This is a genomic window from Pseudomonas shirazica, assembly GCF_015168335.1.
Classification (GTDB): Bacteria; Pseudomonadota; Gammaproteobacteria; order Pseudomonadales; family Pseudomonadaceae; genus Aquipseudomonas; species Aquipseudomonas asiatica.
The window spans coordinates 2112376-2133830 of sequence record NZ_CP063456.1; the positions used below are offsets into that span (position 1 = coordinate 2112376).

The window sequence follows — 21455 nt, forward strand, 5'->3', positions numbered from 1 at the left end:
CGCCCCCTCTGCTTTGCTGCTTAGGCTTCAGCGTCCCAAGGACGATCGCCTTTTTCATCCTTGACGCGGGTCGGCAGGCCCATGACGTCCAGTGCCTTGAGGAACGGCTCGGCTGGCAGCTCCTCGACGTTGACCATGCGCTTGGCATCCCACTCGCCACGGGCGACCAGCAGGGCGGCAGCCACTGGCGGTACACCGGCGGTGTAGGAAATACCCTGGCTGTCGGTCTCGGCGTAGGCTTCTTCGTGGTCGGCCACGTTGTAGATGAACACTTCGCGCGGCTGGCCATCCTTGGTGCCCTTGACCAGGTCACCGATGCAGGTCTTGCCGGTGTAGCCCGGGGCCAGAGAGGCGGGGTCCGGCAGCACGGCCTTGACCACTTTCAGCGGTACCACTTCCAGGCCTTCGGCGGTTTTCACCGGTTGCTCGGAGAGCAGGCCCAGGTTCTTCAGCACGGTGAACACGTTGATGTAGTGCTCGCCGAAGCTCATCCAGAAACGCACGTTCGGCACGTTGAGGTTCTTCGAAATCGAGTGAACCTCATCGTGGCCGGTCAGGTACAGGTTCTGCGAACCCACCACCGGCAGGTCGTCGGTACGCTTGACCTCGAACATGGTGTTGCTGGTCCACTGGCTGTTCTGCCAGCTCCACACTTGCCCGGTGAATTCACGGAAGTTGATTTCCGGGTCGAAGTTGGTGGCGAAGTACTTGCCATGCGAACCGGCATTGACGTCGAGGATGTCGATCGAGTCAATGCTGTCGAAATACTGTTGCTGCGCCAGCTTGGCGTAGCTGTTCACCACACCCGGGTCGAAACCGACGCCGAGAATGGCGGTAATGTTCTTTGCCTGGCACTCTTCGAGGTGTTTCCACTCGTAGTTGCCGTACCACGGCGGGGTCTCGCAGATCTTGCCCGGCTCTTCGTGGATGGCGGTGTCCAGATAGGCGACACCGGTATCGATGCAGGCACGCAGCACCGACATGTTGAGGAAGGCGGAACCAACGTTGATCACGATCTGCGATTCGGTCTCGCGGATCAGCGCCTTGGTAGCCTCGACATCGAGGGCATTGAGCGAGAAGGCCTGGATGTCGGCGGGTACCTTGAGGCTACCCTTGGCCTTGACGCTGTCGATGATGGCCTGGCATTTGGAGATGTTCCGTGACGCGATGGCGATACGACCCAGTTCGTCGTTATGCTGCGCGCACTTGTGGGCCACCACCTTGGCGACACCTCCTGCACCAATGATAAGAACGTTCTTCTTCAATTTATCCCTTGCTCCTTACTGAAAGCCGGTCTTACGACAGGCTGGAAACGTAGTCTTCGAAACCGAACTCGCGCACCACTTCGACGCTGCCGTCGAGTTGCTTGACCACGATGGATGGCATTTTCAGACCGTTGAACCAGTTTTTCTTGACCATGGTGTAACCCGCCGCGTCGACGAACGACAGGCGATCACCGATGGCCAGCGGACGATCGAATTGGTATTCGCCGAAGATGTCACCGGCCAGGCACGACTTGCCGCAGACCATGTAGGTGTGCGCGCCGTCGTTGGGGGCCATCTTGGCGTTGAGGCGGTAGATCAGCAGGTCGAGCATGTGCGCTTCGATCGAGCTGTCGACTACGGCCAGGTGCTTGCCGTTGTACAGGGTGTCGAGCACGGTCACTTCCAGCGAGGCGCTGTTGGTGATGGCCGCTTCGCCCGGCTCCAGGTACACCTGCACGCCGTACTTTTCCGAGAAGGCTTTCAGGCGCGCGCAGAAGGCGTCCAGCGCGTAGTCTTCACCGGTGAAATGGATGCCGCCACCGAGGCTGACCCACTCGACCTTGTGCAGCAGGTGGCCGAAGCGCTCTTCGATGTGCGTGAGCATCTTGTCGAACAGGCCGAAGTCGCCGTTCTCGCAGTTGTTGTGGAACATGAAGCCGGAAATCTGCTCGATCACCTGTTCGACCTTGGCCGGGTCCCATTCGCCCAGGCGGCTGAACGGGCGGGCAGGGTCTGCCAGCAGGTAGTCGGAGCTGCTGACCTGCGGGTTGACGCGCAGGCCACGGACCTTGCCTTCGGACTGTTCGGCGAAGCGCTGTAGCTGGCCGATCGAGTTGAAGATGATCTTGTCGCAGTTCTCGAGCATTTCCTCGACCTCGTCGTCGGCCCAGGCCACGCTGTAGGCGTGGGTTTCGCCGGCGAACTTCTGGCGGCCGAGCTTGAGCTCGTACAGCGACGAAGAGGTGGTGCCGTCCATGTACTGTTGCATCAGGTCGAAGACTGACCAGGTGGCAAAGCACTTGAGGGCGAGCAGTGCCTTGGCGCCGGAGTGTTCGCGCACGTAGGCGATCTTCTCCATGTTGCCCAGCAGCTTGGTTTTATCGATGAGGTAGTACGGCGTCTTGATCATTTAAAGGCCCCCGGCCAGGCCGGCCAAAAAAAGGACACGCATTGTGCCTTCACTTGCCGCAGACCGAAAGGGTGGGTTACGCATTTCGTCGTGGTTGACGCTGTTGCGAGAGGATTTTTCCGGTTGCGGCGGGCTCAGTAGAACAGCGGCATGTGACTATCGTAATCAGCAACCGGGTGCCGCAAGGAGAATCCGATGAGTGTTGTATTGGATGGCACCGGCTCCGCCGGTGTTCGCGGGTGAACCCGCTCCCACAGGTTTAGCGCGAGGCTCAGAAAATGCGCGGTTCCTGTGGGAGCGGGCAAGCCCGCGAAGAGGCCGGTACAGGCAACCTCAATCAACCTGCTGCAACCATGCCTGGATCTGCTCCAGCGTGGCGGTAGCCCCGCCACAAACCACCACCAGCACATTCTGGTACTGCGCCAGGGCGCCCGGTGCATAGGCCAACGCCAAAGCCGCCCCACATGCAGGCTCCACCAGCACGCGATGGTCCAGCAGGAACCGCTCGCACGCCTCCAGCGCAGCGCGGTCAGTGACCAGGTGGCTGTGCACCGGATGCTGCTGCACGCACACCAGCGCCTGGTCAGCCACACGCTTGGCCCCCAGCGAGGTCGCCACCGAGGCAATATGTTCCAGCTCCACCGAATGCCCCGCCTGCATGGCCGCATGCAGCGATGCCGCGCCCTCGGTTTCCACCGCCAGCACCGGCACATCGCCCCAGCCGTTACGCTGTAGCCCCTCGACCACACCACTGAGCAAACCACCACCGCCTACCGACAACACCACGGCATCCGGTTTCACGCCGGCCTCGGCGACTTCATTCACCAGGCTGGCATGCCCGGCCCACAGCAGCGGGTCGTCGAATGGGTGGATGAAAGCGTCATCCGGGCCGACCAAGGTCTGCGCCAGGGCGTTGGCCTCTTGCCAGGAGCTGCCATGCACCACCACCTTGGCGCCCTCCAGGCGCAGCAGGTCCTTGGCCCGCTCGGTGGTGGTCTCGGGCACTACCACGGTCACCGGCACGCCCAGCTTGCGCCCGGCATAGGCCACTGCCAGGCCGGCGTTGCCGCCCGAGGAAGACACGAAATGCCGAGCGCCACGGGCATGGTGCACCTCGCAGGCATGGCCCACGCCGCGCAGCTTGAACGAGCCGCAGGGCTGCAGGGCATCGAGCTTGAGCCAGACGTTGCTGTCCGCGGCCAGCGACAGCGGGCGGGACTCGATCAGGGGGGTATGGATATGCAAGGTCATTGGCTGGCTCCGCGCAATTGCTCGAGGTAGTTGTAAACGGTGTAGCGGGTCACACCCAGGGCGCTGGCGGCCTTTTCCACGCCGCCCTTGACGATGAACAGGCCACGCTCCTGCATCACGCGCACGGCCTCGACCTTGGCCTGCTTGTTCATCCGCCCTTGGCCGCTGCGCTGCAGGGATGCCTGGATTATCTCGCTCATCAGCAGTTCCATGTCGGCGGGTTCACTGACGGCAGGTATGGCCCCCAGCGGCTGGAACTGCTGAAGAAAGTTCATGGCGGCGTCCAGGCCGGTGACGTCGGTGTTGACGCAAAGGCTGGCGAAGGGGTGCCCGCTGCTGTCACGGAAGATGGCCGTGGCGCTGCGCAGTGTGCGGCCCTTCAGCGTGGTGGGGTAGTCGGGCAGCACCACCGGCTCGCAGCCGTGCTGATCGGCCGAGGCCTGCATCAGCGCCTTGAAACCCTGGTCCTGTTCCGGGGCGGCGAGGATTGGGCTACCGACGCTGCGCCCGGAAAGATGGCCGTTGACGATCGCCACCACGGAGTGTTCCGGGTGGTCGAGGTCGTGCAGGAGGATTTCCATGTTGCGCGCGGCAACGCTGCCCAGGGCCTGGATGGCGGCCTTGAGGACGGTGAGGGTGAGCTGGCGTTCTTCGCTTGGGGTGATAGGCATGGCAGATCGCAAAATCAACGTTTTGTGTATTTTTACACATAAAGTTGAATTTTGCGATCTGTTGTGGACTGCACAGCCCTGTAGGAGCGGCCTTGTGTCGCGATAGGGCTGCGAAGCAGCCCCAGGTTTTCAGCGTACATGCACAGATTGTTGGGGCTGCTTCGCAGCCCTATCGCGACACAAGGCCGCTCCTACAGGAATTGCGCACGGATCGAGGTAGATAGGCGGCGATGCAGCCCCAGTACTCAGCCCAGGGGCGGGGTACGCGGCGGGATCATTCGACGCGACCCGGTCGCCTCGAAGGCTGCACCAAAGCTGAGCAGCGCATTGTCGCTGTAAGCCCGGCCAGCAAAGGTCAGCCCCACCGGCATGCCGATATCGGCCATCACGCCCATTGGCACGGTCACGGTAGGCACGCCCAGGTGACGGATTGCCAGGTTGCCGTTGGCCACCCAGATACCGTTGCTCCAGGCGATGTCCGCCGACGCCGGGTTGACGTCGGCATCCGCCGGGCCCACGTCGGCCACGGTGGGGAACAGCACCGCGTCCAGGCCCAGGTTGTCCATCCAGTCTTCCAGGTCGATCTTGCGGGTCTGCTCCAGGCCGCGCAGGCCGTCGGGCAGGGTCTCGATCTGGTCCCAGGTCTTCAGGCCACGCTTGGCCATGTTGACGTACTCGTCCATGCCAGCGGCCAGGTCGTCCTCACGGTTGGGCAGGGTGCCCGGGTCGTGGGGGAAGATCTGCGGCCCGTCGACATCGGCCAGGCGGTTGAGCCTGGGGTCATCGTTGGCGCGCAGGAAGTCGTCGAAGGCCCAGCCCGACAGCTCCCACAGCTCGTCATGCAGGAATTCCTTGCTGACGATGCCGCGGTTGTACACGGTCGGTGCCCCCGGGCGGTCGCCTTCGCAGTTGGACACCAGCGGGAAGTCCACTTCCAGTACTTCGGCACCAGCCGCCTCCAGTGCCTGGCGGGCCTGCTGCCACAGGTCGATCACCGTGGCGCGGGTGTGGATGCGCTGGCCAGTCGGGCCGCCGATGCCTGGCTTCTCGGAAGTACCGGCTTCGGCATCGGCATTGATGTACATGCGTGGCACGCCAAAGCGCTTGCCCTTGAGCGCGCTGGCATCCATGGCCAGGTCCAGATACGAAGCCGGGCGCACCGTAGAAGCGGCCGGGATTGGCACCCAGGGTTGCAGGCGCCACAGGTCGCCGCGCTTGTCAGCGTCGTCGGCTACGACTACGTCGAGGATTTCCAGCAGGTCGGCCATGGTACGGGCATAGGGAACCACCACGTCCATGGTCGGTGTGAGCGGCCAGTTGCCACGCACCGAAATCACCCCACGCGACGGGGTATAGGCGCACAGGCCATTGTTGGATGCCGGGCCACGGCCGCTGGACCAGGTTTCTTCGGCCAGGCCGAAGGCACTGAAACTGGCGGCAGTGGCGGTGCCGGCACCGTTGGACGAGCCCGAGGCGAACGGTGCGGTCAGGTAGTTGGCGTTGTACGGGCTTTCGGCGCGGCCATACACGCCGCGCTGCATGCCGCCGTTGGCCATGGGCGGCATGTTGGTCTTGCCCAGGCACACGGCGCCGGCGGCGCGCAGGCGTTCGATGGTGAAGGCGTCGCGCTGGGCCACCAGGTCCTTGAAGGCAGGGCTGCCGGAGGCAGCGGTCAGGCCTTTGACCAGGTAGCTGTCCTTGGCGGTGTAGGGGATGCCGTCCAGCGGGCTCAGGACCTGGCCTTTAGCGCGACGGGCGTCGGAGGCTGCGGCCTCATTCAGCGCCTCGGGGTTGCGTACCACAACGGCGTTCAGGGCGGTGGCGGTGTCGGCGCCATCGTAGGCGTCGATGCGCGCCAGGTAGGCCTGGACCAGCTCGACCGCCGTCGTGCGGCCCGACTCGAGCGCATCGCGCAGCTCGGCAATGGAAACCTCGGTTACCTCGATCATGCGTTCACCAAAAAATGTGCAGGTGGGGGCTAATGCGAGGAGTGTACAAGAAGGGCTTGGCGGGCGCAGGTTTGCGCAGGGGCAAACGGTTTTTTGCAGGCGAGCATTGTCGGGTCTTCCCGAGTCGTCCCACCACCCCTTCGAGTATCACCATGCAGGCGGCTTTAGCCGCGAAAGGGCCCTTACAGGCTACCGATCAATGCGGCCCGCGCGGAATGGTCTTCAGCAAGTCTTCCGGGCTGATGTGCCCAACCACCTGGGCCACCGCGCTGCCCGGGGTCGGCAGGTCGATGATGTGGCTTTTCATCTTGCCGATCACGTGCATTTCGCACGGCTTGCAGTCGAACTTCAGGGTCAGCACTTCATCACCCTGGATCAGCTGCATCGGCGCCACCTTGGTGCGCACGCCGGTCACGCCCTTGGCCTGCTTGGGGCACAGGTTGAAGGAGAAGCGCAGGCAGTGCTTGGTAATCATCACCGGAACTTCGCCGTGCTCTTCATGGGCCTCGTAGGCTGCGTCGATCAGCTGCACGCCGTGGCGGTGGTAGAAGTCGCGGGCCTTCTGGTTGTACACGTTGGCCAGGAACGACAGGTGCGACTCTGGGTAAACCGGCGGTGGCGTGGTCTCGGCCTTGCGCCCGCCACGCGGGTGCGCCTGCACCCGTGCTGCAGTCAGCGCCTCGATGGCTTCGCGGCGCAGGGCCTTGAGCTGCGAGTTGGGGATGAAGTAAGCCTGCGGGGCGTCCAGCTCGATGCTGTCGGCGTGGTACATGGTGGTGCCCAGCTGGCCGAGCAGGTCGTGCAGCTGGTCCAGCGCCTGCTGCGGCTTGTTGGCCGGGCCGAACGGGCCTTCCAGTGCCACTTGCGTGCTCACGCCTTCCTCGCTGGTGACTGTCAGCACCAGGCGTTGCTCGCGCAGTACCGCGTGCCATTGCACGCCGACGCGGCGCTCGGCCGAGGTGCGTTGCAGGGCCTGCTGCCAGTTGTGGTCGAGGTTGCGCGACAGCGGGTGGTTGGGCCGCAGCTTGTGCAGGCCTTCAGGCATTTCGTTGGGCTCGACGCGGTAGCGGTAGCGCTTCTCGCCGTCTTCCTCGAATTCGCCACGCGGTTCGGCGATGTTGGCACGGAAGCCCACCACCTCACGCTTCACCAGCACATTGAGGCCGTCACCGTTGGTCAGCGGCACCTCGGTGACCACCTGCATGTCACGCTTGCCGACCTTTTCCACCACGCCCACCGGCAGGCCGGTGAAGGTTGGCGAGTCGAAGGCGCCGATGTCGACCTTGCGGTCGGTGACGAAGTAGTCGGTGCTGCCGCGGTGGAAGGTCTTGTCCGGGTCGGGCACGAAGAAGTGCTGGGTGCGGCCGCTGGAGGCACGGGCCAGCTCAGGGCGGCCTTCGAGGATGGCGTCGAGTTCCTTGCGGTAGTGGGCGGTGATGTTCTTCACATAGGCCACGTCCTTGTAGCGGCCTTCGATCTTGAACGAGCGCACGCCGGCGTCGACCAGGTCAGCCAGGTTGGCGGTCTGGTTGTTGTCCTTCATCGACAGCAGGTGCTTCTCGAACGCGACCACGCGGCCCTGGTCATCCTTCAGGGTGTAGGGCAGGCGGCAGGCTTGCGAGCAGTCGCCGCGGTTGGCGCTGCGGCCGGTCTGCGCATGGGAGATGTTGCACTGGCCGGAGAAGGCCACGCACAGCGCACCGTGGATGAAGAATTCGATGGCGGCGTCGGTTTCGGCGGCGATGGCGCGGATCTGCTGCAGGTTCAGCTCACGCGCCAGCACCAGCTGGGAGAAGCCGGCCTGGTCGAGGAACCTGGCCCGTTCCAGGGTGCGGATGTCGGTCTGGGTGCTGGCGTGCAGCTCGATCGGCGGGATGTCCAGCTCCATCACCCCGAGGTCCTGCACGATCAGTGCGTCGACACCAGCGTCGTACAGCTGGTGGATCAGCTTGCGCGCGGGCTCCAGCTCGTTGTCGTGGAGGATGGTGTTGATGGTGGTGAACACGCGTGCATGGTAGCGATGGGCGAACTCGACCAGTTCGGCGATATCGCTGACTTCGTTGCAGGCGTTATGGCGCGCGCCGAAGCTAGGGCCACCGATGTAGATGGCGTCTGCGCCGTGCAGGATCGCTTCGCGGGCGATGGCCACGTCACGGGCAGGGCTGAGCAGTTCCAGGTGATTCTTTGGAAGGGACATGTCGTTATAGGTTCGGGCTGTCACGGTTTAGGCGGGCATTGTAGCGGCGAAACGGGCTGGCGGCATCATCGGGGTGCTTGTAGGAGCGGCCTTGTGTCGCGAAGGGCCGCAACGCGGCCCCGGCAATATATGCTGCGGAGCTGAGAATCTGGGGGTGCTTTGCACCCCATCGCGACACAAGGCCGCTCCTACAAGGATCGTGCCTCAGGCAAAAGTCAGCGCTTGGCAGCCATTGCGGTCACTTCCACGCGCATGCCTTCGAACGCCAGTGCAGCCACGCCCACGGCGGCGCGTACCGGCCAGGGCTTGCTGAAGAAGCGCTGGTACACCTCGTTGAATGCCGCGCGGTCGGCCATGTCGGTGAGGTAGATGGTCAGGTGCAGCACGCGGTCCATGCCGCTGCCGGCCTTCTCCAGCGCCACCTTCAGTGCCTGCAGGGTGCACTCGCTCTGCTCGACGATGCCGCCGAGCTCCAGGCTGCCATCAGCGTGGGTCGGGATCTGCGTGGTGACCAGCACGCCGTTGTATTCGGCAACGTCGGAAGAAATCGACTCGGCGTCCGGGTCCGGGGTGTAGATGATGTCTGCTTGTGCCATGGTGTGTTTTGCCTTGCTACGGAAGGAAAGCGGCAAGCCTACGCGAGCGCGCCGGCCCGGTCGAGGGCGCCCCGGTGTTTGAAATGCGTGGCGTTCGCCGTCAGAATCGCGGCCGATTGCAAAGCAGGGGTTTACGTTGAACGAACAGACATTGTCCAGGCGCCTGGAGCGCGTGGCTGCACAAGTACCGCAAGGCGCGCGCCTGGCCGACATCGGCTCGGACCATGGTTACCTGCCGGTGGCCCTGATGCTGCGCGGCATACTGGACGCGGCGGTAGCGGGCGAGGTGGCGCAGACGCCGTTCGCCTCGGCCCAGCGCAACGTGCGCAGGAACGGCCTGGAAGGGCGGGTCTGCGTGCGCCTGGCCGATGGCCTGGCAGCGGTCGAGCCGGAAGATCGCATCTCGGTGATCAGCATCTGCGGCATGGGTGGCGACACCATGTGCGAGATCCTCGAGGCCGGCAAGCAGCGCCTGGGTGGCGTCACGCGCCTGGTGCTGCAGCCCAATGGCGCCGAGCGCGAACTGCGCCAGTGGCTGATGGGCAATGGTTACCGGATCGTCAGCGAAGAACTGCTGCGGGAGAACCGCTTCGACTACGAGATCATCGTCGCCGAGCCAGGCGGGGCGGCGTACACCGCTGAACAGCTGTACTTCGGCCCGGTGCTGGTGCAGGAGAAAAGCGAGGCGTTTCTGGTCAAGTGGCGGCGCATGCTGCGGCAGAAGCAGCAGACCCTGGCAAACTTCGAGCGGGCCCGCGGTGCGGTGCCTCAGGCGAAAATCGACGACTTCAGGCAACAGGTCGGCTGGATCACCGAGGTGCTGGCCTGACTCACTGCTGCGAGCAGTTGCCCATTTCCCGGTAGTCGATTTCGCGCTTCTGGCCCTGGTGGTCGACATACACCATGTGCGCGGTACCAACCTGGCAGTCGGCGGCGTTGCTGGGCGGGGTGATGGAGATGACCTTGGCCACGTCCAGCGGCATGCCGTATTCGTAGTTGCTGCTGCTGACCGGCTGGTTGCTGCCGGTGTCGGCAAGGGCACCGAACGAGGCGAGGGCAGCGGTAACAGCAAGGACAGCGATCGAACTTTTCATGGCAGGCTCCTTTTTTCAATGTATGACTAATGATCCATTCATTGGTCATCCACAATAAATGGGCTAACCCGTGATAGATTCCTGCCTGTAACGCAAGAATAAGACCGAACAAGGAGCACCTTCATGGACATGCTGCATGCCATGCGTACCTTCGCCCGTGTGGTGGAATGCGGCAGCTTCGCTGCGGCCGCCAATGCCCTGGATATTTCCGCGGCGCAGGTTTCGCGTATCGTTGCCGAGCTGGAAAACCAGCTGCAGACCCGCCTGCTGCACCGCACCACGCGGCGTTTGCGCATGAGCGAGGCGGGCGAGCGGTTTCTCGAGCGCGCGCGGCAGATCATGTTGCTGACCGAAGAGGCGGTGGGTGAAGCCCGTGGCGCGCACCTCACGCCCCGCGGCCGCCTGCGCTTGCACTGCCCGCACGGCCTGGGCCTGCTGCTGATGCCGCTGGTGGCCGGCTACAACGCATTGTGCCCGGAGGTGGTGATCGAACTGACCCTGTCCCAGCGCAACCCCGACCCGCTGGCCGAAGGGCATGACGTGGTGATTACCGTGGACGGTGCGTTGCCGGATTCGCAGCTGATCGCTGTGCCGCTGGGCAACATTTTCAGCATCCCCTGCGCGGCGCCGAGCTACCTGTTGGCCCACGGCGTGCCAGAGCGCCCGGAAGACCTGCACCAGCACCGTTGCCTGCGCATGGCTTATCCGATGTACGAAGGTGACTGGGTGTTCCCGCAAGGGGTGGACCAGTGCGTGATCGCGCCGAACGACAGTTTTTCCACCAACGTCGCCGACGCCATGCTGGTGGCCAGCGAGCTGGGCATGGGCATTGGCCTGCTGCCGTTCTACACCGCCAGCCAGGCGATCGAGCAGGGGCGGTTGTGCCGTTTGCTGGCGCCGTATCGCCTGCGCGAGAGCGCGCTGTATGCGATTTACCCGTCACGGCATTACCTGGATGCCAAGGTGCGCACCTGGATCGACTACCTCAAGGAGCAGTTGCCGGCACTGTTCGAGGGGCATGCCAGGGTGGTGGATGATTCGCGCTATTGGCGATAGCCGAGTGCGGGGCGGTTAACGCTGGCCCTTGTAGGAGCGGCCTTGTGTCGCGAAAGGGCCGCAAAGCGGCCCCAGGATGTCAGCTTCGATGCACAAATTGCTGGGGCCGCCATGCGGCCCTATCGCGACACAAGGCCGCTCCTACAGGGATCGCGCAAGGTTTTAAAGCGGGTAGTGCTTCAACTCCCGCGCAATCAGCATCCGCTGGATCTCGCTAGACCCTTCATAGATCTGCGTGATCCGCGCATCGCGGTAGTAGCGCTCGACCGGGTAATCCTCCAGGTAGCCATACCCGCCATGCACCTGGATCGCCATCGAACACACCCGCTCGGCCATCTCCGAGGCGAACAGCTTGGCCTGCGAAGCTTCCGACAGGCACGGCTTGCCGGCGCTGCGCAGGCGCGCGGCATGCAGGATCAGCAAGCGCGCGGCATTCACCTGCACCTGCATGTCGGCCAGCAGGTTGGCGATGCTCTGGTGTTCGTTGATCGGCTTGCCGAACTGCACCCGATCACGCGAGTAGGCCAACGCCGCCTCGAATGCGGCGCGGGCAATGCCCAGTGCCTGGGCAGCAATGCCGATACGGCCACCCTCGAGGTTGGACAGGGCGATGGCCAGGCCCTTGCCACGCTCACCGAGGATGTTGGCGGCAGGGATGCGGCAGTTGTCGAAGGTGACCGCGCAGGTGTCGGAAGCGCGGATGCCCATCTTGTGCTCGCTGCGATCGACCTTGAAGCCCGGGTTGTCGGTGGGCACCAGGAACGCCGACAGGCCCTTTTTGCCCAGCTCCGGGTCGGTCACCGCGAAGACGATGGCCAGGCCGGCGCGGCGAGCGTTGCTGACGAACTGCTTGGCACCGTTGATCACCCACTGGCCATCCACCAGTTCGGCGCGGGTGCGCAGGTTGTGCGCCTCGGAACCGGCCTGTGGCTCGGTCAGACAGAAGCAGCCGATCACCTCGCCGGTGGCCAGGCGTGGCAGCCACTGCTGTTGCTGTTCGGCCGTGCCATAGGCCAGCAGCGGGCCGCAGCCCACCGAGTTGTGGATGCTCATCATCGCTCCGGTGGCGCCGCAGCCGGCGGCGATCTCTTCCACCGCCAGGGCATAGGCGACATAGTCGGTGTAGCTGCCGCCGAAGTCTTCCGGCACCACCATGCCCAGCAGGCCCAGTTCGCCCATCTTGCGTACCACGCCATCGTCGATCCAGCCGGCCTTTTCCCAGGCCTGGGCATGCGGGGCGATCTCGCCACGGGCAAAGTCCCGGGCCATGTCGCGGATCATGATCTGTTCTTCGCTCAGTTCCAGGTCTTGCATCTGTGTACTCCCGGGCTCACAGGCCTTCGAAGAATTGGTCGACCCGCTGGCGGTGCAGTGCGGCCAGGGTCGGAGGGTTCCAGCGTGGCTGCTTGTCCTTGTCGATGATCAGCGCGCGCACGCCTTCGATGATGTCGCCGTGCTGGAACCACTGGCGGTCCAGGTGCAGCTCCATGGCAAAGCAGTCGTCAAGGCTCAGGTGGCGACCCCGGCGCAGCATCTCCAGAGTAACCGCCATGGCCAGCGGCGAGCGGCTTTCCAGCTGGTCGGCGGTGGCTACCGCCCAGGCGTGGCTGTCGCCAATGCTCACGGCACGCAGTTGCTCGACCATGGCAGGCACGTCGGGCAGGGCGAAGAAGTGGTCGATGACCGGGCGCAGTTTTTCCAGCGGCGCATCGTCGAGCACCTGGGTGCCGAGCTTGGCCAGCAGGTTCTGCAGGTCCTTGAGTGGCTGGTCGCCGAAGTGCAGCTGGTCCAGGCCCTGGTCGAGGGCTGCCAGCTGGTCGCTGGCCAGGTACCAGTCGGCCAGGCCGCAGTACAGTGCATCGGCTGCCTGGATCTGGCTGCCACTGACCCCCAGGTAGGTGCCCAGCTCGCCAGGGATGCGCGACAGGAAGTAGCTGCCACCCACATCCGGGAAGTAGCCGATTGCCACTTCGGGCATGCCCAGGCGGCTGCGTTCGGTGACCACGCGCAGGTCGCAGCCCTGGGCCAGGCCCATGCCGCCACCGAGGGTGAAGCCGTCCATCAGCACCAGCACCGGCTTGCGGTAGCGGTGGATGGCCAGGTCGAGGGCGTATTCCTCGACGAAGAAGGTTTCATGCAGCGTTTCGCCGGCCTTGAAACTGTCGTGCAGCGAGCGGATATCGCCACCGGCGCAGAACCCTTTCGGGCCTTCGCCACGCAGTACCACGGCGTGCACGTGCGGGTCTTCGGCCCACTGGTCGAGGTGCTGGCGCAGGCTGCGGACCATGTCCAGGGTCAAGGCATTGAGGCCGGCGGGGCGGTTCAGGGTCAGATGGCCGATCTGGTTGCGGACCTCGGCCAGCACATGGTCGGTTGCCGAGGTATGAGCGTGCGCAGTCATTGCGTTCTCCCTGCTTTGTTATTGATTTTCCAAGTGAAGTCTGGAGTTCGCTGGAGGATCGCAGGATCCTGTCATGCGAATTTGCCTTGCACAATCGACAAATCTGCAGGGGGATTCTGCATTTTTGTCTTGTGTGGCGATAACGCCACTCTAGCAAGGTTTCAGGTTGGCCGGGCTGGCCCTATCGCCGGCAAGCCAGCTCCCACAGGTACCGCACAACTTTCAAGGCCTGCGCTGTACCTGTGGGAGCTGGCTTGCCTGCGATAGGGCCATGAGCGACAGCGCATATGCTAAATCGTTACCCTGACCGTAACGATCAGTGCCTGAGCTTGATTGATGCGTAACCACCCCAGCCCTAAGGTGGCCCCCACGACAGCGAACCCGTGGAGTCACCATGACAACAACCAAGAATCCACCGCCGCAATGGTCGCGGCGGCGCGCCGAAAAGCAGCGCCGCCTTGACCGGGTCCGCCACCTCGCCGACGGCGTGGTGCTGCCCACCGAGCGTATCGTCGAAGCCCTGGAACTGCTGCTGGCCCCCGGCGACCGGGTAGTGCTCGAAGGCAACAACCAGAAGCAGGCCGACTTCCTTTCCCGCGCGCTGGCCAAGGTCGACCCTGGCCGCCTGCACGACCTGCACATGATCATGCCCAGCGTCAGCCGGGCCGAGCACCTGGACCTGTTCGAGCGTGGCATCGCCCGCAAGCTCGACTTCTCGTTCGCCGGCCCGCAGAGCCTGCGCATTGGCCAACTGCTGGAAGACGGCCTGCTCGAAGTCGGTGCCATCCACACCTATATCGAGCTGTACTCGCGGCTGCTGGTCGACCTGATCCCCAACGTCACCCTGGTGGCTGGCTTCATGGCCGATCGCGACGGCAACCTGTTCACCGGCCCCAGCACCGAAGACACCCCGGCCTTGGTGGAGCCGGCTGCGTTCAGCGACGGCATCGTCATTGCCCAGGTCAACCAGCTGGTGGACCGCGTGGATGACCTGCCACGGGTCGATATCCCGGCATCCTGGGTCGATTTCGTGGTGGTTGCCGACCAGCCTTTCTATATAGAGCCGCTGTTCACCCGCGACCCGCGCCATATCAAGCCGGTGCATGTGCTGATGGCGATGATGGCCATTCGCGGCATCTACGAAAAGCACCAGGTGCAGTCGCTGAACCATGGCATTGGCTTCAACACCGCCGCCATCGAGCTGATCCTGCCCACCTATGGCGAATCCCTGGGCCTGAAGGGCAAGATCTGCCGCAACTGGACACTCAACCCGCACCCGACACTGATCCCGGCCATCGAGACCGGCTGGGTGGAAAGCGTGCACTGCTTCGGCACCGAGCTGGGCATGGAGGACTACATCGCCCAGCGCCCGGACGTGTTCTTCACCGGCCGTGATGGTTCGCTGCGTTCCAACCGCATGATGTGCCAGCTGGCCGGGCAGTACGCCGTCGACCTGTTCATTGGCGCCACCCTGCAGGTGGATGGCGATGGCCATTCCTCGACCGTGACCCGCGGCCGCCTGGCCGGCTTCGGCGGTGCCCCGAACATGGGCCACGACCCCCGTGGCCGGCGCCATGCGACCCCGGCCTGGCTCGACATGACCGTGCCGGAAACAATGCTCGAACGCGGTCGCAAGCTGGTGGTGCAGATGGTCGAGACCTACCAGGAAGGCGGCAAGCCCACCTTCGTGGAAACCCTCGATGCCGTGGAAGTGGCCAGGAAAGCCGGCATGCCGCTGGCGCCGGTGATGATCTACGGCGACGACGTTACCCACCTGCTGACCGAGGAGGGCATTGCCTACCTGTACAAGGCCCGCAGCCTGGAAGAGCGCCAGCAGATGATCGCCGCCGTGGCCGGGGTTACCGCCATCGGCCTGCGGCACGACCCCAAGGACACTCAGCGCCTGCGCCAGCAAGGCCTGGTCGCCTTGCCCGAAGACCTCGGCATCCGCCGCACCGACGCCAGCCGCGAACTGCTGGCCGCGCGCAGCATCGCCGACCTGGTCGAATGGTCCGGCGGCCTCTACAACCCGCCTGCACGGTTCAGGAGCTGGTGATGAAAGCACTCGACTTGCAACCGCGTGGGATTCTTCGCGAGCACAGGAATAGTGATCCATTTGAAGATTGCGCGGTCCCTGTGGGAGCGGGCGTGCCCGCGAAGAGGCCAGCACAGGCAACCGAATTACCCCTGGCCGACCACCTGGCCGACCTGGCCGTGGAAGCCCTGATCGACGAAGCCGACCTGTCCCCCAAACCCGGCCTGGTCGACCGCCGTGGCAATGGCGCCCACCACGACATGACCCTGGCCCTGATGCATGCCTCGGCCCTGGCCCTGTGGCCATGCTTGCGCAACATGGCCGAAGCCGCCCAGGCCATCGGCACCCTCGGCCAGCCCCTGCGCGCCACCTTGGGCCAGCTCGGCCGCGAAGGCGAGGCGGCGATGCTGGCCGCGACCGGTGGGGTCAACACCCACCGCGGCGCAATCTGGGCCCTCGGCCTGCTGGTAGCATCCAAGGCCCTCGACACCCAGGCCGATACCAACACCCTGGCTGCCCGTGCCGGGCGCATCGCACTGTTCGACGACCCCGCCATGACCACCCAGGACAGCCATGGCCTGCAGGTACGCCGCCGCTATGGCACTGGCGGCGCCCGCGAACAGGCGCAACAAGGCTTCCCGGCGGTTATCGGTCACGGCCTGCCACAGCTGCAGCGCAGCCGCGCCGCAGGTGCCAGCGAGCCCCACGCCCGGCTCGACGCGCTGCTGGCGATCATGGCCGTGCTCAACGATACCTGCGTGCTCTGGCGCAGCGGCCCGACCGGGCTGGCTGCCGTCCAGCACGGCGCCCGTACCGTGCTGAGCGAAGGCGGCAGCGCCACGCTGGCCGGGCGGCGGCAGCTGCGCCGGCTGGACCAGCACCTGCTTCAGCTGAATGCCTCACCGGGCGGCGCCGCCGATCTGCTGGCCGCCTGCCTGTTCCTCGACAAAGCCGGGAGCCTGTGACATGGAAACCCTGACCTTTCAATTCCCCGCCGCCGCCCCTGGGCGTGGCCGCACGCTGGTGGGCTGCGTCAGCTCCGGCGACCTTGAAGTGCTGATCGAGCCCGGCACCGCCGGCAGCCTGCAAATCAAGGTGGTGACTTCGGTCAACGGCAGCGCTGCCCGCTGGGCGCAGCTGTTCCAGCGCCTGTTCGAAGGCCGCACCTGGCCGGCCGTCAACATCGACATCCATGATTTTGGTGCCACCCCAGGCGTGGTGCGCTTGCGCCTGGAGCAAGGCTTCGAGGAGATCGCCCATGACTGATATCGCACGCCTGCTGCACAGCCGCAGCTTTGTCGAACTGGGTGCCCGCCAGCGCGCCCGCGCCGTGCTCGACCCGGGCAGCTTCCGTGAGCTGCTGGGCCCGTTCGACCGGTTGATGTCACCGTGGCTGCCGCGCCAGGGCATCGTGCCGCAGGCCGATGATGGCGTGGTCATCGCCAAGGGCCTGCTGAACGGGCGAAACGCTGTGGTCGCTGCCATCGAAGGCAGTTTCCAGGGCGGCAGCATGGGCGAGGTGGGTGGTGCCAAGATCGCCGGTGCGCTGGAGCTGGCCATCGAAGACAACCGCAACGGCATCCCCACCTGCGCCGTGCTGCTGCTGGAAACCGGCGGAGTACGCCTGCAGGAAGCCAACTTGGGTCTGGCGGCGATTGCCGAAATACAGGCGGCGATTGTCGAGCTGTGCGCCTGGCAGCCGGTGGTCGGCCTGGTCGCAGGTTCGGTCGGCTGTTTCGGCGGCATGTCCATCGCCGCCGGCCTGTGCAGCCACTTGCTGGTCACCCGCGAAGCCCGCGTGGGCCTCAACGGCCCGCAGGTAATCGAGCAGGAAGCGGGCATCGGTGAATACGATGCCAAGGACCGTCCCTTTATCTGGAGCTTGACCGGCGGCGAGCAGCGCCACGCCAGCGGCCTGGTCGATGCCTGTGTGGCCGATGACATCGAGGTTTTGCGCGAACGCTTGCTGCAATTGCTCGACGAGCCTTCAAGGGATCGCGCCGGTCAACACGCCTGGTTCCTCGAACGCCTGGCCCGGCTGGGCGATGGCTGCCCGCAACTGGATGCCGCTGCCGTGCGTGACTTTTACCAAGGAGAAGCCAAATGAACCGTGCCTTGAACTGGCTGCCGGGCCTGGCCGGCGGGCAAGCCTTGCCCGGCTACCCCGCGTCGTTGCGGGTAGTCGATGGCGAACTGGACAACCGCCTGGCGCGTTTCATCGCCGTGGTGCCGGACGCCGACAACCCGTTCCCCCGGGCGCGCTCTGGCGAAGTCGGCCTGCTGGAAGGCTGGGGGCTGGCCAAGGCCGTGAGCGAAGCGGTCGAGGCTGACCGCCATGGCCAGAAGCGCGCCATCGTCGCGGTGATCGACGTGCCCAGCCAGGCCTATGGCCGCCGTGAGGAGGCGTTGGGTATTCACCAGGCTTTGGCCGCTGCGGTACAGGCCTATGCCCAGGCGCGGCTGGCCGGGCACCCGGTGATCGGCCTGCTGGTCGGCAAGGCCATGTCTGGTGCCTTCCTGGCCCACGGTTACCAGGCCCAGCGCCTGATAGCCCTGGACGATGCCGGGGTCATGGTGCACGCCATGGGCAAGGCGGCGGCGGCGCGCATCACCCTGCGCAGCGTCGAGCAACTGGAAGCCCTGGCCGCCGAGGTGCCGCCGATGGCCTATGACCTGGCCAGCTACGCCTCGCTGGGCCTGCTGTGGCGCCGCCTGACGGTGGGCAGCGCCGAGACTCCGAGCAGTGCCGACATCGCCCAGGTACGTGCCTGCCTGGCAGATGCAGTGCGCGACATCGGCAGCTCGAGCGACCTGTCGTCGCGGCTGGGGGGCGAAAACCGCAGCGCCTCGCGCCAGGTGCGCGAACATCTGCGCCGCCAGTGGCAGGGCGCTTGAGATGAACGCGCCAAGGCCGCACGACCTGCTCTGGGGCATGCCCGTATCGTGCCTGCCTGCTGATGCGCCGCGGTGGGCGCAGGATGTGCTGCTGAGCGGCCAGCCGGTGGTGGTGCGCCGTGCCACTTGTGCGGACGGCTGGGTGGCGGTGGGGCTGCGTGGCCAGGGCAGGGCGCAGCGGTCGGGTGTACTGATGCGGCTGGCCGATATCCAGTGTCAGCAAGGCCCCGAAGCGCTGCGCTGGCAAGCTGAAAGCCCTTGGCCTGCATTGCAGGCCCTGGCCTCGGTCGCCCCGGTACTGGATGCCAGCGGCCTGGCCTGGGGGCCGACAGGTGGGGTGGGGTACCAGATCGCGACCGGTATGGAGGTGGTACACGCCGACAGCGACCTGGACTTGCTGCTGCGTACGCCACAACCGCTGGGCAGGGCGCAGGCGCGTGAGCTGCTGGATATCCTCGATTGCGCGCCTTGTCGTATCGACCTGCAGCTGGAAACCCCGGCGGGTGCTGTCGCTCTGCGTGAGTGGGCCGGCTTCGCCCGCCGCGTGCTGCTCAAGTCGGCCCATGGCCCACGCCTGGTCAGCGACCCATGGGCAGCGATGGAGCGTGCAGCATGAGCAGCCTGTTCGCCTTCCCCGGCCAGGGCGCCCAGCAGGTGGGCATGCTGCAGCGCCTGCCTGAGGGTGCCGGGCAATTGCTGGAAGAGGCCAGTGACACCCTCGGCGAGCAGGCCCTGGCGCTGGACAGCCAGCAGGCCCTGCAGACGACCCGTGCCGTGCAGCTGTGCCTGCTGCTGGCTGGCGTGGCCTGGGCGCGCTGGCTGATGCAGCGCAGCCCCGCGCCGGATTACGTGGCGGGCTTGTCGATTGGCGCCTACCCGGCGGCGGTCACGGCGGGCGCCCTGGGCTTTGCCGATGCCGTGCGCCTGGTTGCCCTGCGTGGCGAACTGATGCAGCGCGCCTATCCGCAAGGCTACGGCATGACCGCACTCAGCGGCCTGGACCTGGCCTGTGTCGAACGCTTGCTGAGCGATGCGGGCGGCGAGGTGTATGTCGCCAACCTCAACAGCGACAACCAGATCGTCATCGCCGGTAGCGATGGCGCGATGGCTGCGGTTGCCGCCAAGGCACGCCGGCTGGGCCAGGGCGTGGCCCGGCGCCTGGCGGTCAGCGTGCCGTCGCATTGCCCGTTGCTGGATGGCCCGGCGGCCGAACTGGCCAGTGCCTTCGCCACGGTCGAGCTGCAGCGACCGCGTATCACCTACCTCAGCGGCAGCAGCGCTCGGCCGATATTCGACCCCCAGCGTCTGCGCGACGACCTGGCCGGCAACATGGCGCGGGTGGTCGACTGGCGTGCTACGTTGCGCAACGCCTATGAGCGTGGTGTGCGCCTGCACCTGGAACTGCCGCCCGGCAACGTGCTCGGCGGGCTGGCCCGGCCGGTGTTCGAACAGGGCAGGGTGGTTGCTGTTGAAGGCACCCGCTGGGACACCCTGGATGCGCTGCTGCGCCAGGAGGTGGCCGACGAACGATGATGGCAACACCGCGGAGGATGGTGATCCCAGTGGGAGCGGGCGTGCCCGCGAAGCAGGCACCTCGGTGAGTGGCACGGGCTTTGCCCGTGTTCGCGGGCACGCCCGCTCCCACAATGACCGCGAAAGCTGCACAAAAGTGTGTTTACGAAGAACAACAACAAGCAACTTCGACACTACCTGAGGACAACAACAATGATCATCTATGGTGTGGCACTGCTGGCGGTCTGCACGCTTGCCGGCGTCATCGTCGGCGACTTCCTGGGCGTGCTGCTGGGCGTCAAATCCAATGTGGGCGGGGTCGGCATCGCCATGATCCTGCTGATCTGCGCACGCCTGTACATGCACCGCAACGGCGGCATGAGCAAGGAATGCGAGTTCGGCGTGGGCTTCTGGGGCGCCATGTATATCCCCGTGGTGGTGGCCATGGCCGCCCAGCAGAACGTGGTCACCGCCCTGCACGGCGGGCCGGTGGCGCTGCTGGCGGCAGTGGGTGCGGTACTGGTGTGCGGTGCGACCATTGCCCTGATCAGCCGCAGCCACCGCGGCGAACCCCTGCCGGCAGTGGAGGCCGGCCCCGAAAGCAATGTGCAGGCCGCCCCTGCAGGAGGGCGTTGATCATGTGGCCGATCATTGACAATGCCCTGGAACATAACGGTTTGATCACTGCCTTTGCGGTGGTGGGCGCGATCATGTGGTTGTCGGTGGTGCTGTCGAAGTACCTGACCTTCGGCCGCGTGCACGGCTCGGCCATCGCCATCGTCATCGGCCTGGTGCTGGCCTGGGTCGGCGGCACCATTACCGGTGGCCAGAAAGGCCTGGCCGACATGACGCTGTTCTCCGGCATCGGCCTGATGGGCGGGGCCATGCTACGCGACTTCGCCATTGTCGCCACGGCCTTCGAAGTGCAGGCCACCGAGGCGCGCAGGGCCGGGATGATCGGCGCGGTGGCGCTGCTGCTCGGCACGGTGCTGCCGTTCATTGTCGGCGCTGCGGTGGCCTACGCCTTCGGTTACCGTGATGCGGTGAGCATGACCACCATCGGTGCGGGTGCGGTGACCTATATCGTCGGGCCGGTGACCGGGGCGGCGCTGGGGGCCAGCTCGGACGTGATGGCGCTGTCGATTGCTACCGGGCTGATCAAGGCGATCCTGGTGATGGTGTTTACCCCGGTATCAGCGCGCCTGCTGGCGCTGGACAACCCACGTTCGGCGATGGTGTTCGGCGGGTTGGCGGGGACGGTGTCGGGGGTGACGGCCGGGCTGGCGGCGACCGACCGGCGCCTGGTGCCGTACGGGGCACTGACAGCCACCTTCCATACCGGGTTGGGCTGCCTGATGGGCCCGTCGATCCTGTACTTCTGCGTACGCGCCCTGGTTGGGTGAC

General features: G+C 65.4%; 21 protein-coding genes. 11 read left to right on the top strand and 10 right to left on the bottom strand.

From position 1 onward, the window contains the following. Positions 1-20: 20 nt before the first annotated feature. The 7 genes from IMX18_RS09705 to IMX18_RS09735 form a co-directional block, all read right to left on the bottom strand. On the bottom strand, positions 21-1265 hold the full coding sequence (locus IMX18_RS09705) for a saccharopine dehydrogenase family protein (RefSeq protein ID WP_003248123.1): 1245 nt from the start codon (positions 1263-1265) through the stop codon (positions 21-23). A gap of 31 nt (positions 1266-1296) precedes the next feature. Then, positions 1297-2394, bottom strand: coding sequence for a carboxynorspermidine decarboxylase (nspC, locus tag IMX18_RS09710; protein WP_013972889.1), 1098 nt, complete (start codon positions 2392-2394; stop codon positions 1297-1299). Between the two features lie 333 nt (positions 2395-2727). Further along, positions 2728-3645, bottom strand: a complete 918-nt coding sequence (locus IMX18_RS09715; protein WP_217190120.1) for a pyridoxal-phosphate dependent enzyme — start codon at positions 3643-3645, stop codon at positions 2728-2730. Next, positions 3642-4316 carry a helix-turn-helix transcriptional regulator gene (locus IMX18_RS09720; protein WP_015270616.1) on the bottom strand — a complete coding sequence of 225 codons (675 nt, stop codon included), beginning with the start codon at positions 4314-4316 and terminating at the stop codon, positions 3642-3644. Before IMX18_RS09720 ends, IMX18_RS09715 begins: the two co-directional genes overlap by 4 nt. Positions 4317-4561: 245 nt before the next feature. Further along, positions 4562-6265: an amidase gene (locus tag IMX18_RS09725; protein WP_217190119.1), complete on the bottom strand. Its 1704-nt coding sequence runs from the start codon at positions 6263-6265 to the stop codon at positions 4562-4564. Positions 6266-6461: 196 nt separating this feature from the next. Beyond that, a complete protein-coding gene (locus IMX18_RS09730; RefSeq protein WP_015270614.1) occupies positions 6462-8462 on the bottom strand; it encodes a peptidase U32 family protein in 2001 nt (666 codons plus the stop codon). A 215-nt stretch (positions 8463-8677) separates the two neighbouring features. Next, positions 8678-9058: a RidA family protein gene (locus IMX18_RS09735; RefSeq protein ID WP_015270613.1), complete on the bottom strand. Its 381-nt coding sequence runs from the start codon at positions 9056-9058 to the stop codon at positions 8678-8680. A gap of 136 nt (positions 9059-9194) precedes the next feature. On the opposite strand from IMX18_RS09735, the gene IMX18_RS09740 reads away from it, so the two are divergent. Beyond that, positions 9195-9887 carry a tRNA (adenine(22)-N(1))-methyltransferase gene (locus IMX18_RS09740; RefSeq protein WP_015270612.1) on the top strand — a complete coding sequence of 231 codons (693 nt, stop codon included), beginning with the start codon at positions 9195-9197 and terminating at the stop codon, positions 9885-9887. Between the two features lies 1 nt (position 9888). On the opposite strand, the gene IMX18_RS09745 is transcribed toward IMX18_RS09740, so the two are convergent. Beyond that, a complete protein-coding gene (locus IMX18_RS09745; protein ID WP_217190118.1) occupies positions 9889-10152 on the bottom strand; it encodes a DUF2790 domain-containing protein in 264 nt (87 codons plus the stop codon). Positions 10153-10275: 123 nt separating this feature from the next. Here IMX18_RS09745 and IMX18_RS09750 point away from each other — a divergent pair, with 123 nt between their 5' ends. After that, positions 10276-11208 carry a LysR family transcriptional regulator gene (locus IMX18_RS09750; protein ID WP_217190117.1) on the top strand — a complete coding sequence of 311 codons (933 nt, stop codon included), beginning with the start codon at positions 10276-10278 and terminating at the stop codon, positions 11206-11208. Positions 11209-11370: 162 nt separating this feature from the next. On the opposite strand, the gene IMX18_RS09755 is transcribed toward IMX18_RS09750, so the two are convergent. Both IMX18_RS09755 and IMX18_RS09760 read right to left on the bottom strand, forming a co-directional pair. Then, entirely contained in the window at positions 11371-12522 is a 1152-nt protein-coding gene (locus IMX18_RS09755) for an acyl-CoA dehydrogenase family protein (RefSeq protein WP_003258582.1), read from the bottom strand. Between the two features lie 16 nt (positions 12523-12538). Further along, positions 12539-13609 (bottom strand): enoyl-CoA hydratase/isomerase family protein, encoded by a 1071-nt coding sequence (locus tag IMX18_RS09760; RefSeq protein WP_139657767.1) that lies wholly within the window; start codon positions 13607-13609, stop codon positions 12539-12541. Between the two features lie 394 nt (positions 13610-14003). Between IMX18_RS09760 and mdcA the strand changes: the two genes are divergently transcribed. From mdcA to madM, 9 genes are all read left to right on the top strand, one after another. Then, the gene (gene mdcA / locus IMX18_RS09765) at positions 14004-15665 is read left to right on the top strand and encodes a malonate decarboxylase subunit alpha (RefSeq protein ID WP_015270609.1); all 1662 of its coding nucleotides are present in this window, start codon (positions 14004-14006) and stop codon (positions 15663-15665) included. Next, on the top strand, positions 15665-16609 hold the full coding sequence (locus IMX18_RS09770; protein WP_043935669.1) for a triphosphoribosyl-dephospho-CoA synthase: 945 nt from the start codon (positions 15665-15667) through the stop codon (positions 16607-16609). The genes mdcA and IMX18_RS09770 overlap by 1 nt, the downstream gene beginning before the upstream one ends. A gap of 1 nt (position 16610) precedes the next feature. Continuing rightward, positions 16611-16910, top strand: coding sequence for a malonate decarboxylase subunit delta (locus IMX18_RS09775; protein ID WP_015270607.1), 300 nt, complete (start codon positions 16611-16613; stop codon positions 16908-16910). After that, positions 16903-17751: a biotin-independent malonate decarboxylase subunit beta gene (locus IMX18_RS09780; protein ID WP_061305338.1), complete on the top strand. Its 849-nt coding sequence runs from the start codon at positions 16903-16905 to the stop codon at positions 17749-17751. The genes IMX18_RS09775 and IMX18_RS09780 overlap by 8 nt, the downstream gene beginning before the upstream one ends. Further along, the gene (mdcE, locus tag IMX18_RS09785; protein ID WP_137137538.1) at positions 17748-18539 is read left to right on the top strand and encodes a biotin-independent malonate decarboxylase subunit gamma; all 792 of its coding nucleotides are present in this window, start codon (positions 17748-17750) and stop codon (positions 18537-18539) included. The genes IMX18_RS09780 and mdcE overlap by 4 nt, the downstream gene beginning before the upstream one ends. 1 nt (position 18540) lies before the next feature. Next, positions 18541-19155 (top strand): malonate decarboxylase holo-ACP synthase, encoded by a 615-nt coding sequence (locus tag IMX18_RS09790; protein ID WP_015270604.1) that lies wholly within the window; start codon positions 18541-18543, stop codon positions 19153-19155. After that, the gene (gene mdcH, locus IMX18_RS09795; protein WP_015270603.1) at positions 19152-20072 is read left to right on the top strand and encodes a malonate decarboxylase subunit epsilon; all 921 of its coding nucleotides are present in this window, start codon (positions 19152-19154) and stop codon (positions 20070-20072) included. The genes IMX18_RS09790 and mdcH overlap by 4 nt, the downstream gene beginning before the upstream one ends. Before the next feature lie 192 nt (positions 20073-20264). After that, positions 20265-20687 carry a malonate transporter subunit MadL gene (madL, locus tag IMX18_RS09800; protein ID WP_003258591.1) on the top strand — a complete coding sequence of 141 codons (423 nt, stop codon included), beginning with the start codon at positions 20265-20267 and terminating at the stop codon, positions 20685-20687. A gap of 2 nt (positions 20688-20689) precedes the next feature. Beyond that, a complete protein-coding gene (madM, locus tag IMX18_RS09805) occupies positions 20690-21454 on the top strand; it encodes a malonate transporter subunit MadM (RefSeq protein WP_015270602.1) in 765 nt (254 codons plus the stop codon). The last annotated feature ends 1 nt before the right edge of the window (position 21455 follow it).